This window comes from Pseudomonas sp. GL_093 (genome assembly GCF_057837605.1).
In genome coordinates, this window is the sequence record NZ_CM174448.1 from 5,645,098 (window position 1) to 5,660,742 (window position 15,645).

Genomic DNA, 15,645 nt, shown 5'->3' on the forward strand with positions numbered 1-15,645 from the left:
AGGGCCTCATGGCCCCGGCGCGACATTCAGCTCGCGGCGGGCTTTCTCAACGTGCCCGGCAACAGAAAAATCTCGCTCACTTGCGAGCAATTGAGCGCTAACTGGAAATCGCCATCGCGCACATCGGCGCAATCGATGAGCCAGGACAACGGTTCGTCCGGTTTAAACGCTTCGGTAGCGGCAAGCCTTGGCGTGAACGTGATGCCCATTGCGGCGGCGCTATGGACGGCACTCCAGCCGACAACGGCGGTCGCCTTTTCCCTTTCGGGCAGCGCACTCACCGGCCTGATCTCCAGCCGGTAGCGACTGTTTCTCAGCAAGGGCAGCGTGTCGTTCACCAATTCGACGAGGTGTTCGGCGTCGTTCTCCAGCCTGACGAGCTTGACGTCCCATACAAAAGCCGCCTCGACGGTCAGGTCGAAAACCTTCTTGGAGTCCTGGTCTTCCGGTTGTGCCGTTACCTTGTACTTCCCTTCGGTACTGACCTTGAATGGGAACGTCGAGCGCCCGGCCGAATCGGTTTCGATCGTAATGCTTTGGGTGACGGCCCCTTTTTCCGGGATCAACTCACTACGCCATGTGACCGGGTAATTCGTGATCGGACGTGCGAGTTTCGAGCGGCTGTTCTTGAGCTCGATCCAAAGCATGCTCGGCTCACGCGCCCCGGCGACAGGGACCCTATAGTCGGTGGACCAGTCCGTCATCAACACATCCTCAGCCACGAAGATCTCGATACGCTCCTGCAGAGCGAGCGTGCCGACTTCCGCCGTCACCTCCGATTCACCCGCGTGGGCCAACAGGGACGTCCAGACAGCACGACCGTGCACATCGGTCGTCGCGGTTCCCACATTAGTTCCCACACTCCATCGAACGACGTAGCCCGCATACCCTTCACCGTCTAACCCGATCACATCACATACCAACCGCAACGACCGGCCAACCACGGCTGCCGAGTCGATGTAAAAGGCTTTGATGCGGGGCTCATCGACAAATCCGATGTCGGTGAACACTGTGGCCTCCCCGCTGAGCGCATGCCGGGCAGTGACTCTCTCCGACCCTGGCTGCCGACTAGTCAAGTACACCTTGGCGAGACCCTCGTTGTTGGTAAAGGTTTCTTCCGGACTGATCGTGCCCAACATCGAGGACCAGGAAATCGGCTTGCCGATGGCCAGGTTTCCATATTCATCGATGACCCGCACCGAAACCGTGGCGGTGTCTTTCCCATCGGCCAGCAAGTTGCGTTTCGGCACGACCTCTTTGCTTAACGTCTCAAAGTACAGAGCATCACCGCAATCGATCACTACGGTGCCCGCATGGACCTCTTCACGCATGTCCAGCCTGTACGACACATGAGCAGTGCCCATTTCACTGTCGGCCAGCAATCGGGGCGACGTCTTGCCCTCATGGTCGGTACGGGTGGCGTAATCCAACAGCACCCCGACTCCGCTGTGGCTCCAGTACACATCGACATACTTCATCAACTCGCCGGCGAAGTTGCGCAGGACCAGAGTGAAGGTCGCCATTTCACCCGGCACATTGGCCACCAGTTTTTTGTTGTCCACCTGGCAACGTACATCGACGCTTTGGCCGAACTCGCCAAGGGGCTCGTCCTGTCCGCCCACAGACGCGCGCGACAGGCTTTCCAGCGCACGTTCTGCAGCCTCGCGATAGGCTTCGTCGCTGCTTTTAGGCGTCAAACGGCCCAACGTCAGCAACGTTGTGAACCCCATGCCTGTCAGCTCCTCGCCTTCCAGTAACCGCAGCAGCAACGCCAGTTGCGGCAGATTGCGGATCAGCGGTTTGGGGTCCTGGGATCCGTCCTGCGCAGGCGGGTTGACATGGGCGGCGCACTCCAGAACGTCTCTGATGCCACAGCCGAAAAAGTCGGCCAACTTCCCGGCCGCCGCATCACGTACCAGGCTCAGAGCATCATCGGAAAGGTCCTCGGGCAGTTGATTGACCATTTTCAAGTAGTCGAGCAGTTTCTCAGCCGGTTGCCTGGCCAGTTTCACGGCCCGACCGTACAGGGTCAGATAGAAGAGGGTTCTCAGTGACAGCTCGCTTCTGTCCTCCACGCCGAACCAGGTCGATTGCCCACCTTCCAGGTACTGCACCAACATCGCTGAACTGAGCTTGATCTCGCGGGCCACACTACTGCGCCGGCGCAATTCGACCAGCAGCCGCAAAAATTCCCGTTGCTCGGACTCCTCAGGATCAGGGGGCTCAACCGGCTCCTCGGCAGCTTCCGCTGTCAGGCCTGCGGGAATGGCCTTGATCGCCTGGCCAAGGAGTTGATAGACATTACCGCCCGACCAGTCGATAACCGGCAGTACCAGGTCCGAAGACAACTCCAGATACACCGCAAAACTTTCCTGAACCACCGAGCGTTGTCCCGCCCGGGTCTTTAACACCGCCGTCAGGATGGTGTCTTCTACCCAGGGCATGCTCTCTAACGGAACGCCGGCGACCGCCACCGCCGCCTTGATTTCCAGATTCGCGCGCTCCCGGTATTCGTTTTCGGACTCTCCACTCCGGCCGACAATCAGCCCGACATCGTCCACCAACTCTGCAAGCAGCTGCATCCAGCCTCGAAGGGGATTGTCGGGTGGTACCCCTGCGTCCAGCAGTAGCGCTTCGTTCATGCGTACCGGTTGCAGCTGGGTATTCAATTGCTCCAGCAACTTGAGTTCCGCATCGGCCGCCACCACCGGCACCTGCACCGGCTGCACATGCTGCATCAGCCACATTGCACTCAACTGTTCGTGCCGGCTCCAGAACACTGCCGTAAGCGCTGCATGGATAACACTCAACGTATCGGTCTGCGTCGTGAATTTGTGCAAGGCAACTTGCGTAGGCCCTGCCAACCGGGCGAGCCAACCATCGTTTTCGGTATCCAGAAAATCCAGCAGCGCCACGCCTTCCAGCGGGCTGATGCCAAACAAACGAGGCAACCGCACCAATCGATAAAAACTCGATAACACCGAGAGGCTGCGCTTGAGCTTCATGGCCGACATGCCGGCCTCCGGGTCATGGGCAATCGCAATCAACACGGCCAGATACCGGTAAGTGCTGAAGGTAATGCCCAGGGCCGCACAAATGTGATCGGCGGTACGTTGATCTTCGTCGTTTTGCGGGACCACGGAGAACTCGACGTCATCGATCTGCAGTGGCTTGAGGAACAACGATTGCGCGTTGTAAATACGGTCGAATTGCGATAGCTCCTTGCCCCTCCCATACACCGAAACAACATCCAGAAAGGCCGCACATTCTTCCGCCGTACAGCCGTAATCGCCTCGCAACTCTTGAAACAGACCAATAGAGCGCATCGTGTCATCAGTGATCCAGATGACCTTGACGAGAGTCGATCCGCCACGGTTTTCGGCGTTGATTGACGCAATGATCAATTGGTCAGTCTCGTAGGCCGCCAGACCCAGCCAGCGATCCAGACGCACCTTGCGATTGATGCGGTCAAAACGATGCTGGTTGCTGCTGTCAAGATTCCGGAGCTTGAAACTCACTACCTCGTCCGGTTCGCTGATCACCCTTTCCAGATAGATCGGCTCTCCCAGGCCACCATTGACATACACCGATCCGAAATCGACCGGGGTGGTCGGCGCGGCAGGATTGGTTTCGTCGATCGGCTGGAGCGGGTCTCGCCCCTTGCGCAGGGCCGGAGCATTGGGAGACAACACAGGGGCAAACTCCCCAATGGAAAACAGCGCCTCCACCCCGGTCTGATCAAGCTGCGTGGCCCGGCTGAATGCATCGAGGTCCAGCAAATCCTCATAGCTCTCACAGTTGAAGTTATCCTGATAAAAGTCCTTGAGCGGGGTATCCGAGGGCTCAACGACATGCCGGGTTCGCGGGTCGACCCAGGGCAGCGCGGGTCTTTTATCATCGACGGAGGACGAGGCGCGCGTCCGCCCAGGCTCAGTCAACAGCGCCTGCTGTCCGGGCGCCAGGCCTGACGTCATGCGCAAGGCAATATCGGAATTGGCACCACGGGCCCCCGTTTCCTTGAAGTACGGATACTGCAAGTCAGTCAGGCGCACGATATCGCCCAGCAGGTTGGAGTTCCTGCGAGCCTTGACGGAATGTTCAATGGTTTGCCAGGAGCGGTCGAAAGGTAATGTGTTGGGGTAGCGCGTGGTGATCAGCAAACCGTCGATGTCCAACGGACCGTCATAGTTGGCCTCGATGTTGGCCATCAACACCTCGGTCACGATACCGATCACCGGTTCCACGCGATTGACCGCGCCCTCGTCGATCAAAAGACCCCACAGATCGGGACGCCGCATGTTCAGGCCAATGCTTTCCCCTGCCGCCCCATTGGGCTCGATATTGAGCAACGCCCATTGAATGATCGACATCAGGTACGCCACCGGGGAAACGCTCGATTCAATAGCCCCGGCGGGGCTGCTGGTGGCCAGATCCGGATTGAACAGATCGGCGAACGTCGGCCCGTCAACCATCGCTCGCACGCCGGTACGCGGCCTACGGCCGGCATCCTCGTGGCGCGTTAAACGCTGCTCGCGGAACTCACGCGCCAGGTACCGGGCCAGGCTGTAACTGCGCTGCTGCAACAGACGCCCCTCGTGCGCGGTGAGTCTGAACTCCTTGCACAGATCGGCGTGGCGTCGCTGCACCAGATCGAACACGTTACCGCCCTTGTCCATGAACGTCTGCAACGGGCCCAACCGGGCAATGCGCTCCTCACCGAAGAGATTAACCAGCAGTTGCCGGCTGGGACGAAGACTGGAACCTGTCATTGTCATGCTCCTTGATTGACCGATAGCGCCGAGCGTCGGCCTGGGCGCTTGAAAAGCGCACACTGTGGGGGAGATTCAATACCTGCACCGGACCCGCGTCTACTGTCATAAATGACAGTAGACGCGACCATTTGTCTGAGGATTCACGCCTCGGCATGACACGCTCATTCAACCCGCGTTAACCACCCACAGCCGGACGGGCACCGGCATCCAGCCAGACGTTGTCCCTGCTTTGGTTACATTCCCGGTAATGACAAACGGGCCAATTGGCAACGTACGTGTGACGACGATCGCCCAATGCCCCTGAGCGTCCGCCACACCCGTGCCGTAATCGGTCTGACTGTCAGAGTCCTTGCGTAGGTTCACGGTGGCCCCCGGCAATGCGATGCCGCGGATCAATGGGCGAGGAGAGACTTGAGCGTTGCTCTGTGGGCTGAGCATGACCAAGGGGTTGATTGTGTTGGTCACGGTGACGCTGATCGGGTCGCAATAGACTGAGAACTGGCCGTCGATAAACTGTCGCGCCACCATCTGATACTGCCCAACAGCCAGCACCGGCAGACGAAGCGACCATACGCCCTGTGCATTCACGATGGCGCTGGCTTCGAGCGTCGAGTTGTTGTGCTTGTGCACATCGACACGGGCACCCGGCATGCCAGTACCGCTGAACTGTGGCTGCACTTCGACGTGTTCGTTCATCTGCGGCCCGGTAATGACGGGGCCTGGAAAATTGGCGGCGACCTGAACCACAGTGAAAGCCTGATTCGACAGCCGCAAGGCCGACGACACACCATCCCGGTTCTGACGAACAGAACAGGTAAACGTGCCTTCCGGCAACGCTATCTTGAAGCTGGCTGTCCAACGACCCTCGTGGTCCACGAAACCACCGGCCAATTCGTCGAGGAAGCCTGCTTTGAAAATCTGAACATAAGCCCCGGGCACACCACTGCCCGACATCACCGGCTTACGCCCTACGCTGTCACCTGGCTTTGGGTAATCGACCGTCGGAGCCGTGAAGTCCCTGGCCATTTTCTCCACCATAAAACGCCCGCTTTCGACCCACTCCGACACGACGCCCCCAGAGATTTGTCGCAGCACGACCCGGAAAGCCCCCTCCGGCAACATCGCCGAGCTCTGTATTTCCCAGCGTCCGTTGGCATCGGCAGTCGTGAACACCCGCATCAGCTCAGGGTTGAAGCAGGAGGCAACGGTGATCACCGCCCCCGGCGTGGCCAGCCCCCGGTAAAACGGTTGGGCGCCCACCCAGTCACCGGCGGCCGGTTCGTAAAGAATCGGCCCGGCAGCGAGCAACGTCACGCTGGCGACACTCCAGTCCGACGCCACGGCATTGAAGGTACTGCGTGCACGAAACGAGTAAGGGTTTCCCCCTCCCAGCGTATGGGTCAATTTGCCAGACCAGTAATCCTGCGGATCCACCACAAAACTACCGATGACCTCCGTGTAACCAACCCGCGTCACGCTCACCGTATCGCCGGGATAACCCGCCCCGGACGCCACTACCCATGTTGGCGTGACGAATTCGCCCCCGCTCGGGCTTTCGATCACTGGCGCATTCGGTACGACGGTGAACACACGACCGAGACTGGCCCGCATCCCGCCCTTGTAATTCTGCTCGGCCACCATTGTTGTCGAGCCCACAGTCGGCAGGTTGGCAGTCCAGCGCCAATGGCCCTCCGCGTCCACCACAATGTCAGATGCAATCACCGTGCTGCCAATCTTCAGCGTGACCAACGCTTCGGGTATACCGGTGCCCGCCACCTCGCTGCTGCGAGCAAACCGGCCATTGACAGCGGGCGTAGTGATGATCGGCACCCCCACCTTGACGTTGAAAGCTACATTGGCACTGCGTTCGGATGCGTACACCCCGAACTCTTGCACGACATAGATGACCTGCCGCCCCTCTTTCTCGAACTCCTTGTCGAGCTCAACCGCCCAAACACCCGCGGTCGTTACGGTCGTCTGCCCCAACACCTTGCTGTTGGTCGTAGCGTCGAACACCTTGATTGTGCTGCCCGGGAAAGCGTTCGTGCCCCGGACGATGAGTTTGAAACCCACCTCGTCATTGTTCTTCGGGAAAGTAATGCCCGGCACCGGGGTTTTGACCGTGAAGGTGTGATCCTTCCAGTCGGATGCCTGTCCGCCAAACGTCGCTTGTACCTGAACGGTGATTGGGCCGGGAGACTTCAGCGTGGCGTTAAAACTCCACGCCCCTGTCGTGGGGTTGGACTTGAACGCCTTGATCGGCGTGACATCCTTGTAGCGCACGACGACATCGGCATTCGGCCAGGTGGCGCCCACGAATACTGTCGTCAGCGCCACGGATGTGTTGGCACCCGGTTGGGTGACGCTCGGGAGGTCAGGCTTGATGATCAGATCGCGCGCTGTTGCCGCAGTGGACCAGAGGTTGTTCATCAACTGCAAGACAGTGACCGTGTAAGTACCGGGAGCCAACTTGCCGGTAGCCCTGACGGTCCATGCACCACCAGTGAGCACAGCTGTTTGCGACAGAAGGGCATGAATGCTGCCGTTGAGCCGGACTTCGATCCTGGCAGCGGGCTGCCCCGTCAAGACGTTGCCTCGCCCGGTGAACGTCGGGATTTGTCCATTCAGGGTGTGTGAGTTTGCGGTCGGGGCGGGCACGGGAATATTAACGGGGATCGCTGCCCCCCACTCGGAACAGATCCGACCGTCCACCCCATCGGAAACGCTTTGCCGTACTCCCATTGAATACGTGCCCGGTGGCCAGTTGGTTTTTTCCGCCGTCCAGTTATTACCAACCACGGTACCTTGAGCTTGAACGCCTCCAGCCTCCCCCACATAGAAAATCTCGACCAGAGCCCCCGTGTACCCGGCCCCCGAGAACCTTGCTGTTGCAAACGATGGGTACGTGACAGTGGGTAGCTGTAACTTGGGGGGGCGAACCTTGAAGGTGACCGGTGCACTGCGCGACGAAAAAACGCCTTCCGTGCCTTGCCGCGCCACCAGACTCACCGGCCCCGGCGCGACAGTGACGGGGCCGCTCCAGCCAGGTGGTGAAAACACGCCTGCTTGCCCGACCTTGGTCCCGCTCGGGTCAATGGTGATCTCGACCACGGCGCTCTGCAAGCCGTTGCTGCCGGTGACGTTGAAGGTTGTGTCGACCGTACTGGTGGGTGGTGTGATGGTGGGGATGCCCAATACTCTAAAAGTCACGGCGTCCGAATAGCCTTGGGGGACACCACTCACTAGGTATTGAGCCTTTACACTCACTTCTCCGCTTGGCAGCGATACTGTCACTGGCGCTTCCCAACGGCCGGAGGATGGAACAGTAATCGCCTCGCTAAACGCATCCCAATAATTTGTCGACCTGACCACAACAATCCTGGCCGTTGCATTGGCTTCGCCTTTGAAGATGATCAAGTGGCTGGGTATTACAGCGCCGGCCTGTGGCAAGGAAACAGTGGCCCCGACTACCTTGAAAGGACGGTTTAGGCTGTGCCGGGTGGTGTATCCCGACCTGGATTGCTCAATGGCAATGGAGTGAGCCCCAAAAGATAAATTTTGGGTGAGGTTAGCCTCCCATCCGTTATTAATGGCTGTGAAGGTAGAACTCAGAGCGGTACCGACGTCAGTACTCACTACTTTGAGGGTGCAATTGCCCCCCCCAACCCCATCGATCTTCGGCCGGCGATCAAGGATCACCGCTTGTTCACCGGGGTAGTTAATTACAGGTCTGTTACTTACCCAAAACCTGATTATCTTTGTTGTGGAATAGTCCCCGCCCAACCGCCATCTGATTGAAATCCTCCCTTCCCCCGGTCCGAACGAGACAAAGGATCTGTTATGCCAGACTCTGCCTGAGAAGAAATCCCCGTTAATTTCTGAGAGAAGTTCATCGCCCACAAAAAACTTCGCCCAGATTTGATGGCTTCCATCCCAAGGGATCTGGAATTCAAACGGCACAATGCCATCCACAATAGAAAAATTGGGAAAGTGACGAAGAAGAATATCGGGCGTCGCATCAACACCAGGGGCGCCCCCCTTTTTGGAAGGCAAGTCGGGAAGAGTATCGTCAGTCATGGCGGGATCACCTGGTTGGAGTGGACTACCGGCGTGACGCCAGTTCTATACCTCGCTTCTGTTTTGAACACCTGTCAGATCTGACAGTCCCGACGAACGGTCAGCCTACACCTCGTCACTTTTCCTAATGTTTTCAATGCCTCAGTCCGCGGCTACAGCACCTTGCGCCGTTGCCTACAGATCCGCCAGAATCGGCCGGCTTGTGCGCTTTGTGGCTGCCCCGTAACTTGATCCGCGTCGCTGCCAATCAGCGATCGGGTTTAGTCGCCCGAGGTTGTTAGTAAGGTGCATAAGCGTCATCCAGTCAGGTATTCCCTATCCCTGCACTTGATGGTGGCTGTGCGCAGGGCGCCCTCGGGCGCGCCGGTTTTGCTAACTCCCCCGGTCGACTAACCTGCGTCCAGCCGCCACCCTTCGTTTAGTCGCGATGTGGTTGCAGCCCTTTTATGGAGTTTGCATCTATGTTCAAGGCAACACCCAATCCCCCCGAAACCGACCCGGTTTCCCCCTACTCCACCCTCGATTCAAAAAAGCTCCACGCCGCCGCCGAGGCGCCGGACCATTACCTCGAACCCGAGATCAACCACCTCCCTTCATCCCAGGACCGTGCCATGGAAATGTTCACCGTCGTCCCCGATGCAAATGCCGAAGCCCTGGCCATCCAGACCTACGAAACCTTTTCGTCGGTCAGCATTCTGCTGCTCGACCTGGCTGAAAGCCTGGACGACAAGCCGCGACATCTGGCGATGGCGATTTATCAGTTGAGTGAGTTGGGGTTGTTGCTGGTGGAGAGGTCGCTGGAGAACGAGATGGCGATCAAGACGACGTAGCGTTTCAGCCGTTGGTTTTTTGTTGTCTGCACTGACGTCATCGCGAGCAGGCTCGCTCCCACAGGGGATCGGTGGTGATCACAAATAGTGTGTTCACTGAAGTTCCAATGTGGGAGCGAGCTTGCTCGCGATGGCGATCGCCACGATGGCGTAGATTTCAGGCAGAGGCAGGCAACGGCTGAAAACTGAAGTATTGCTTCAAGGCACTCACCAACTGCCCATATTCCGGCGGGGCCCGTTGCAGGCTGAAACCGGCGTCATAGTGGTGAGGGGTCGTGTCTTCATGGCACCACAAACAACACGCCTGAAGATCAATGACCTGCATGCAGCCATCGCTGGCGGGGATTTTCAGGCGCAAATCGAAATCAGCGCCGATCATCATCGGCAACTGACTGATCAGCATCAGCCCGTCTTCGGACACGTTGCCCAGAAAGCCGATGGGTTTGTCGGTGATGCTGTTGAACACTCTTAGAAAATACGGCAGTTGATGCCGCTCGATCCGGCGGTCAGTAAACATGTGCAAATGGCCCAGCAAGGCTCTTAAGCAGAGCCGCACTAATGCTTCGGAACGGGCCTGCTTCTATTTCTGCTTCTATTTCTTACAGAAAGGCATAGACATAGGCGCGCTCTCCCCGATCCCGGTGCGACAGTCCATAAAGCCGCTGCCGCTTACTCCTGCCGATCACAGGTGTTGCGTCGATTAGAGGCAAGGCTCTAAACCGATCTATTCGACTATAGCTCACCACCGCCGGTGAGCCAGCCTTTGACAATCAGAACTGCGTCGGGCGCACGACCGCAGCCGTACTGCGCAGCGGATAGTGGCCCAGCGACTGCAAGGTTTCCAGGCGGGCGCGGGCGCGGTAGGCGTATTCACTTTGCGGGTACGAGGCGATGATGAACTGGTAGGTTTGCGCCGCATCGACAAACAGTTTCTGCCGTTCCAGGCACAACCCGCGCATCATCGATGCTTCCGGCCACACGTAAGGCCGAGCTCGGCTGGCGCGTTCGACTTTGGACAGTTCGAGCATCACCTGCTCGCAATTGCCACGGTCGTAGGCGCTGTAGGCATTATTCAAATGATGGTTCATCGACCAACGGGTGCAGCCCGTGACGCTGAGGACACTGATGGCAAGGGCGGCAATGAGCACAAATCGCATGGGGGTTCTCCTGTCTTGAGCTCTGTATCGACCCGTGGCGCGAAATCTTCAGGAATGTTCGTTTCAATAAACAAACGAATAAGTAGTGCATATGAACAATGACTACACCCGCAGAGCATAGTAGCCTCACTCAGCGCTTGAACTCAGGAGTCTATGCATGTCCGTCCGTCGCACCAAAATCGTCGCTACCCTTGGCCCGGCCAGTAACTCGCCGGAAGTTCTCGAACAGCTGATTCTGGCTGGCCTGGACGTCGCCCGCCTGAACTTCTCCCACGGCACCCCCGACGAGCACAAGGCTCGCGCGAAGCTGGTGCGTGACCTCGCTGCCAAGCACGGCCGCTTCGTCGCCCTGCTGGGTGACCTGCAAGGCCCGAAAATCCGTATCGCCAAATTCGCCAACAAGAAGATCGAGCTGAAGATCGGTGATCAATTCACCTTCTCCACCAGCCATCCTCTGACCGAAGGCACCCAGACCATCGTCGGCATCGACTACCCGGATCTGGTCAAGGACTGCGGCGTGGGCGACGAGCTGCTGCTCGACGACGGCCGCGTGGTGATGCGCGTTGATACCGCCAATGCCACCGAACTGAATTGCACCGTACTGATCGGCGGCCCGCTGTCCGACCATAAAGGCATCAACCGTCGCGGTGGCGGTCTGACCGCACCGGCCCTGACTGAAAAAGACAAGGCCGACATCAAGCTCGCTGCCGAGATGCAGGTCGACTACCTCGCGGTGTCCTTCCCGCGTGACGCCGCCGACATGGAGTACGCCCGTCAACTGCGCGACGAAGCTGGCGGTACTGCCTGGCTGGTGGCGAAGATCGAACGCGCCGAAGCCGTGGCCGACGACGAAACCCTCGACGCGCTGATCAATGCATCCGACGCTGTCATGGTGGCTCGTGGTGACCTGGGTGTGGAAATCGGCGACGCCGAGCTGGTGGGCATTCAGAAGAAAATCATTCTGCACGCACGCCGCCACAACAAGGCTGTGATTGTCGCGACCCAGATGATGGAGTCGATGATCCAGAACCCGATGCCGACCCGCGCCGAAGTGTCCGACGTAGCCAACGCCGTGCTCGACTACACCGACGCCGTGATGCTCTCGGCGGAAAGTGCTGCCGGTCTGTACCCGCTGGAAGCGGTGCAAGCCATGGCGCGCATCTGCATCGGCGCTGAAAAACACCCGACCAGCAAGACCTCCAGCCACCGTATCGGCAAGGTCTTCGAAAGCTGCGACCAGAGCATCGCGCTGGCGGCCATGTACACCGCCAACCACTTCCCGGGCGTGAAGGCGATCATCGCCCTGACCGAAAGTGGCTACACGCCGTTGATCATGTCGCGCATCCGTTCCTCGATTCCGATCTACGCGTTCTCCCCGCACCGCGAAACCCAGGCCCGCGCGGCCATGTTCCGTGGCGTCTACACCGTACCGTTCGACCCGGCATCGCTGCCGCCTGAGCAAGTCAGCCAGGCCGCGATCGACGAGTTGCTCAAGCGCGGTGTTGTGGAGAAAGGCGACTGGGTCATCCTGACCAAGGGCGACAGCTACCACACCATCGGCGGCACCAACGGGATGAAAATCCTGCACGTTGGCGACAAGATGGTCTGATTGACCGGTTGCTGAAAAACAAAAGCCCCGCCATTTGAATGGCGGGGCTTTTTGCTTTCTGGGTCCAGAAGATGTGTTGCCTGGGCGGGCCTCTTCGCGAGCAGGCTCGCTCCCACATTGGATCTGTGGCGTTCACAAAATCCCTGTGGGAGCGAGCTTGCTCGCGATGAGGCCCGCCCGGGCAACGCGAATTCAGTGGCGTTTGATAAACCCGGTCAACGCCGCAATCGCTTCCGGCGAGCGCAACCGTTGGGTGAACTGTGCACTCTCTTCTTCTATTGCCTTGCGCAGTTGTTCGCGGTCCGGGGCTTTCATCAATTGCTTGCTGATACGTACCGCCTCCGGTGGCAGCGACTCGAAACGCAACGCCATCTCCCGTGCCTTGGCCAGCGCCGCTTCGCCACTGCCCAAGGCTTCGGTCGCAATCCCCCACTGCGCGGCCTGCTCACCACTGAAACCTTCGCCCAGCAGCAACAACTCGGCGGCTTTGGCCTGCCCGAGCAGTCGCGGCAGGATCAGGCTGGAACCAAACTCCGGGCACAACCCAAGATTAACGAACGGCATGCGAAGGCGCGCATCGCGGCTGATATACACCAGATCGCAATGCAGCAGCATCGTCGCGCCAATACCTACCGCAGCGCCGGCCACGGCGGCGATCACCGGTTTGCGGCATTCGAGCAGAGTGAGCATGAACTGAAACACCGGGCTGTCGAGGTTGCTCGGTGGTTGCTGGATGAAATCGGCGATGTCGTTGCCAGCGGTGAAGCACTCGGCGCTGCCAGTGATCAGCACGGCGTTGATTTCAGGGTCGGTATCGGCCAGTTTCAACGCTTCAGCCAAGTGGCTGTACATGGCGCGGGTCAGGGCGTTTTTCTTGTCAGGGCGGTTGAGGCGCAGGGTCAGCAGGCCGCGCTCACGTACAAATTGGATGGCATCGCTCATGGTCGGTCTCGCGTCTGAAAATCAGCGCTCAACCGCGGAGAACAAAGACGTCCGCCAGCAGTTGATTGCGCGGCAATCCCGCCAGATACAAGCGCCGGGCAAAGGCGTCGACGCTGTCAGGGGCCCCGCAGAGTAAGGCCAGGGTTTGCCGGGAGACAAGCCGCAGTTGCGCCAAAGCCGCGGGCAGCTCGGCCGCTGTCCACAGCTCGATGCTCAGGTTCGGGCGGCTGGCGGCCATGGCTTGCAGGGGTTTGGCCAGGTAATGTTCCTCGGCATCATGGGCCAGGTGAATGACACGGATGGCACCTTGGTGATCCTGACGCAACGCTTCACGCAAGACGCCGAACAACGGCCCCAACCCCGTGCCGGCAGCCAACAGCCAAAGCGGTCGGGTGTTCCAGTCCGGGTCGTAGTGCAATGCCCCGCCGCGTAACTCGCCGAGGCGGATCGAATCGCCGATTTTCAGCTGGCGGGCCGCGTCGCTGAATTCCCCCGGCTGGCGACAATCAAGATGGAACTCCAGAAAGCGGTCTTCTTCCGGCAGGCTGGCCAATGAATACGGCCGTGCCACGTTGCCCGCCCACAACACCAGATGCTGCCCGGCGCTGTAGCGCAAAGGGCTTTGAGGGGTCAGGCGCAAACGCAACACGCTGGTGCTTAACCAATCGACAGCCGCCACCTCGGCCGGGCGGCCATCCTGCTGAGGATCGAAGGTGTGCACCTGCAAGTCTTCGACCACCTGACACTGACACGCCAGGCGCCAGCCTTGCTGACGCTGGTCTGCGCTCAGGGCGTCGGGGCGGCTGTCACTCGGCAGCCCTTGGACACATTGCACCAGACAGGCATGGCAACTGCCGGCGCGACAGCTGTAGGGCACCGATACGCCGTTCTGATTCAACGCATCGAGCAGGTTGCTGCCCGCCGCCACCGACCATTGGCGTTCGCCGACCCGTAACTCAGGCATCGACGTTCTCCCACGCGGCCGCGCAACGATTGCGGCCGTCACGCTTGGCGCGATAAAGCGCCTGATCGGCGCGCTGCAAGGCTTCATCGAGATCGTCGCCCAGTTCGAGCAACGTCATGCCCGCCGACAAGCTGAGATGGGCGACGTTGAGTCCGATCAGTTCGACATCGGTGAACGCAATGCGCAGCCGCTCGCAACAGGAGGTCAGGCGTTCGGCGTTGCAATCGGGCAACAGCACGACGAATTCTTCGCCACCGTAACGGGCCAGGACATCGCCATCGCGCAAGCAGGCGGTGGCCACGGCGGCAAAGGCTTGCAGCACCTGATCACCGGCGGCATGGCCGTGCACATCGTTGATCCGTTTGAAATGGTCGAGGTCGATCAGCGCCAGGCCATGCAGGACACCGGCGTCCATGGCCTTCAGCTCACGGGAGGCCAGGCGCAGGAAATGCCGGCGATTGAACAGCCCGGTCAGTTCGTCGGTGGCCACCAAATCTTCGAGCTGGCGCATCATCCCGCGCAGGGTGTCCTGATGCGCCTGCAAGGCAAATCGGCGCTGACGCATGCGTAGTCGAGAGGCCTGGACGTGACGGGCATAAAGTTCCAGCCAGACCAACACGATGAGCAGTACGCACACCTGCAACGCGGCCAGTGCCGGGTCGGGTAACTGGAAGTGGTAGCCCTCCCACAGCGTGATCGCGCTGAAACTGAAAAACACCAACAGCGCGCACCGCAAAAAGGCCAGGCGCGAAAGATGGAACAACCCGAACAGCAGAATCAGCACGTAGAACACCAGGAACGCGCCGCGTGCCTCGTCCAGATGGGCGATCAGCCAGGTTTGCCAACCCAGCCCCAGCAACACTTGCGCTTCGGTCAGGCTGGGGTCGGAAAAACGCAGGTTGCAGCCACTGTAAAACAGCGCAAACAACGTGGCCTGACTGATGACCACCAGCGCACTGCCGATGGCCACGTTGGGCAAGGATTCATCGTAATGACCGGTGAAAAACGCCAGCCACAACAGCAACAAAGCCAGGGCGTAGGTGCCGGCTGCGAGGGCAAAGCGTTTGAGCAACAAGCGCTGGATGGCGTTATGGGTCAATCGTTGACTCACCGTGCGAAGGGAGGCTGCTTGAGTGTCCTACTCTACAGACCGAATGCCACTTTAGTAGCGTGCCTGATAAATGACCATTCAATTTTAAGGGCAGAAAACTGGCGCCAAAGGCATGACCTCATTTCTCACCAAAACAACAATCCTTGTAGCAGCTGGCGAAGCCTGCGTTCGGCTGCGAAGCAG

Annotated in this window: 9 protein-coding genes; 2 read left to right on the forward strand and 7 right to left on the reverse strand. The window is 59.3% G+C overall.

Translation table 11 applies throughout. The features are described from left to right. Window positions 1-26: 26 nt before the first annotated feature. Together AC3IUE_RS26065 and AC3IUE_RS26070 are read right to left on the reverse strand one after the other, a co-directional pair. On the reverse strand, window positions 27-4,769 hold the full coding sequence (locus tag AC3IUE_RS26065; protein WP_489264183.1) for a Tc toxin subunit A: 4,743 nt from the start codon (window positions 4,767-4,769) through the stop codon (window positions 27-29). Window positions 4,770-4,937: 168 nt separating this feature from the next. Further along, window positions 4,938-8,849 (reverse strand): hypothetical protein, encoded by a 3,912-nt coding sequence (locus AC3IUE_RS26070; RefSeq protein ID WP_489264184.1) that lies wholly within the window; start codon window positions 8,847-8,849, stop codon window positions 4,938-4,940. A gap of 461 nt (window positions 8,850-9,310) precedes the next feature. Between AC3IUE_RS26070 and AC3IUE_RS26075 the strand changes: the two genes are divergently transcribed. Next, a complete protein-coding gene (locus AC3IUE_RS26075; protein WP_489264185.1) occupies window positions 9,311-9,679 on the forward strand; it encodes a DUF6124 family protein in 369 nt (122 codons plus the stop codon). 157 nt (window positions 9,680-9,836) lie between these two features. Here the strand turns inward: AC3IUE_RS26075 and AC3IUE_RS26080 are convergent, their stop codons facing one another. Next, on the reverse strand, window positions 9,837-10,196 hold the full coding sequence (locus AC3IUE_RS26080; RefSeq protein WP_461999684.1) for a PilZ domain-containing protein: 360 nt from the start codon (window positions 10,194-10,196) through the stop codon (window positions 9,837-9,839). A gap of 253 nt (window positions 10,197-10,449) precedes the next feature. Continuing rightward, window positions 10,450-10,836 (reverse strand): tetratricopeptide repeat protein, encoded by a 387-nt coding sequence (locus tag AC3IUE_RS26085; RefSeq protein WP_056741368.1) that lies wholly within the window; start codon window positions 10,834-10,836, stop codon window positions 10,450-10,452. Window positions 10,837-10,993: 157 nt separating this feature from the next. Between AC3IUE_RS26085 and pyk the strand changes: the two genes are divergently transcribed. After that, a complete protein-coding gene (pyk, locus tag AC3IUE_RS26090; RefSeq protein WP_046049690.1) occupies window positions 10,994-12,445 on the forward strand; it encodes a pyruvate kinase in 1,452 nt (483 codons plus the stop codon). 192 nt (window positions 12,446-12,637) lie between these two features. Here the strand turns inward: pyk and AC3IUE_RS26095 are convergent, their stop codons facing one another. The 3 genes from AC3IUE_RS26095 to AC3IUE_RS26105 are packed head-to-tail and all read right to left on the reverse strand — an operon-like array spanning window position 12,638 to window position 15,450. Next, window positions 12,638-13,387, reverse strand: a complete 750-nt coding sequence (locus AC3IUE_RS26095; RefSeq protein ID WP_489264186.1) for an enoyl-CoA hydratase-related protein — start codon at window positions 13,385-13,387, stop codon at window positions 12,638-12,640. 28 nt (window positions 13,388-13,415) lie between these two features. Then, window positions 13,416-14,351 (reverse strand): iron-sulfur-binding ferredoxin reductase, encoded by a 936-nt coding sequence (locus tag AC3IUE_RS26100; protein WP_489264187.1) that lies wholly within the window; start codon window positions 14,349-14,351, stop codon window positions 13,416-13,418. Next, window positions 14,344-15,450 carry a GGDEF domain-containing protein gene (locus AC3IUE_RS26105; protein WP_461999687.1) on the reverse strand — a complete coding sequence of 369 codons (1,107 nt, stop codon included), beginning with the start codon at window positions 15,448-15,450 and terminating at the stop codon, window positions 14,344-14,346. Before AC3IUE_RS26105 ends, AC3IUE_RS26100 begins: the two co-directional genes overlap by 8 nt. Window positions 15,451-15,645 lie beyond the last annotated feature (195 nt).

Coding starts and splice junctions, on each gene's coding strand:
- AC3IUE_RS26070 (WP_489264184.1), bottom strand. CDS start 8,849: ATGACTGACGATACTCTTCCCGACTTGCCTTCCAAAAAGGGGGGCGCC.
- pyk (WP_046049690.1), top strand. CDS start 10,994: ATGTCCGTCCGTCGCACCAAAATCGTCGCTACCCTTGGCCCGGCCAGT.
- AC3IUE_RS26095 (WP_489264186.1), bottom strand. CDS start 13,387: ATGAGCGATGCCATCCAATTTGTACGTGAGCGCGGCCTGCTGACCCTG.
- AC3IUE_RS26065 (WP_489264183.1), bottom strand. CDS start 4,769: ATGACAGGTTCCAGTCTTCGTCCCAGCCGGCAACTGCTGGTTAATCTC.
- AC3IUE_RS26080 (WP_461999684.1), bottom strand. CDS start 10,196: ATGTTTACTGACCGCCGGATCGAGCGGCATCAACTGCCGTATTTTCTA.
- AC3IUE_RS26100 (WP_489264187.1), bottom strand. CDS start 14,351: ATGCCTGAGTTACGGGTCGGCGAACGCCAATGGTCGGTGGCGGCGGGC.
- AC3IUE_RS26085 (WP_056741368.1), bottom strand. CDS start 10,836: ATGCGATTTGTGCTCATTGCCGCCCTTGCCATCAGTGTCCTCAGCGTC.
- AC3IUE_RS26075 (WP_489264185.1), top strand. CDS start 9,311: ATGTTCAAGGCAACACCCAATCCCCCCGAAACCGACCCGGTTTCCCCC.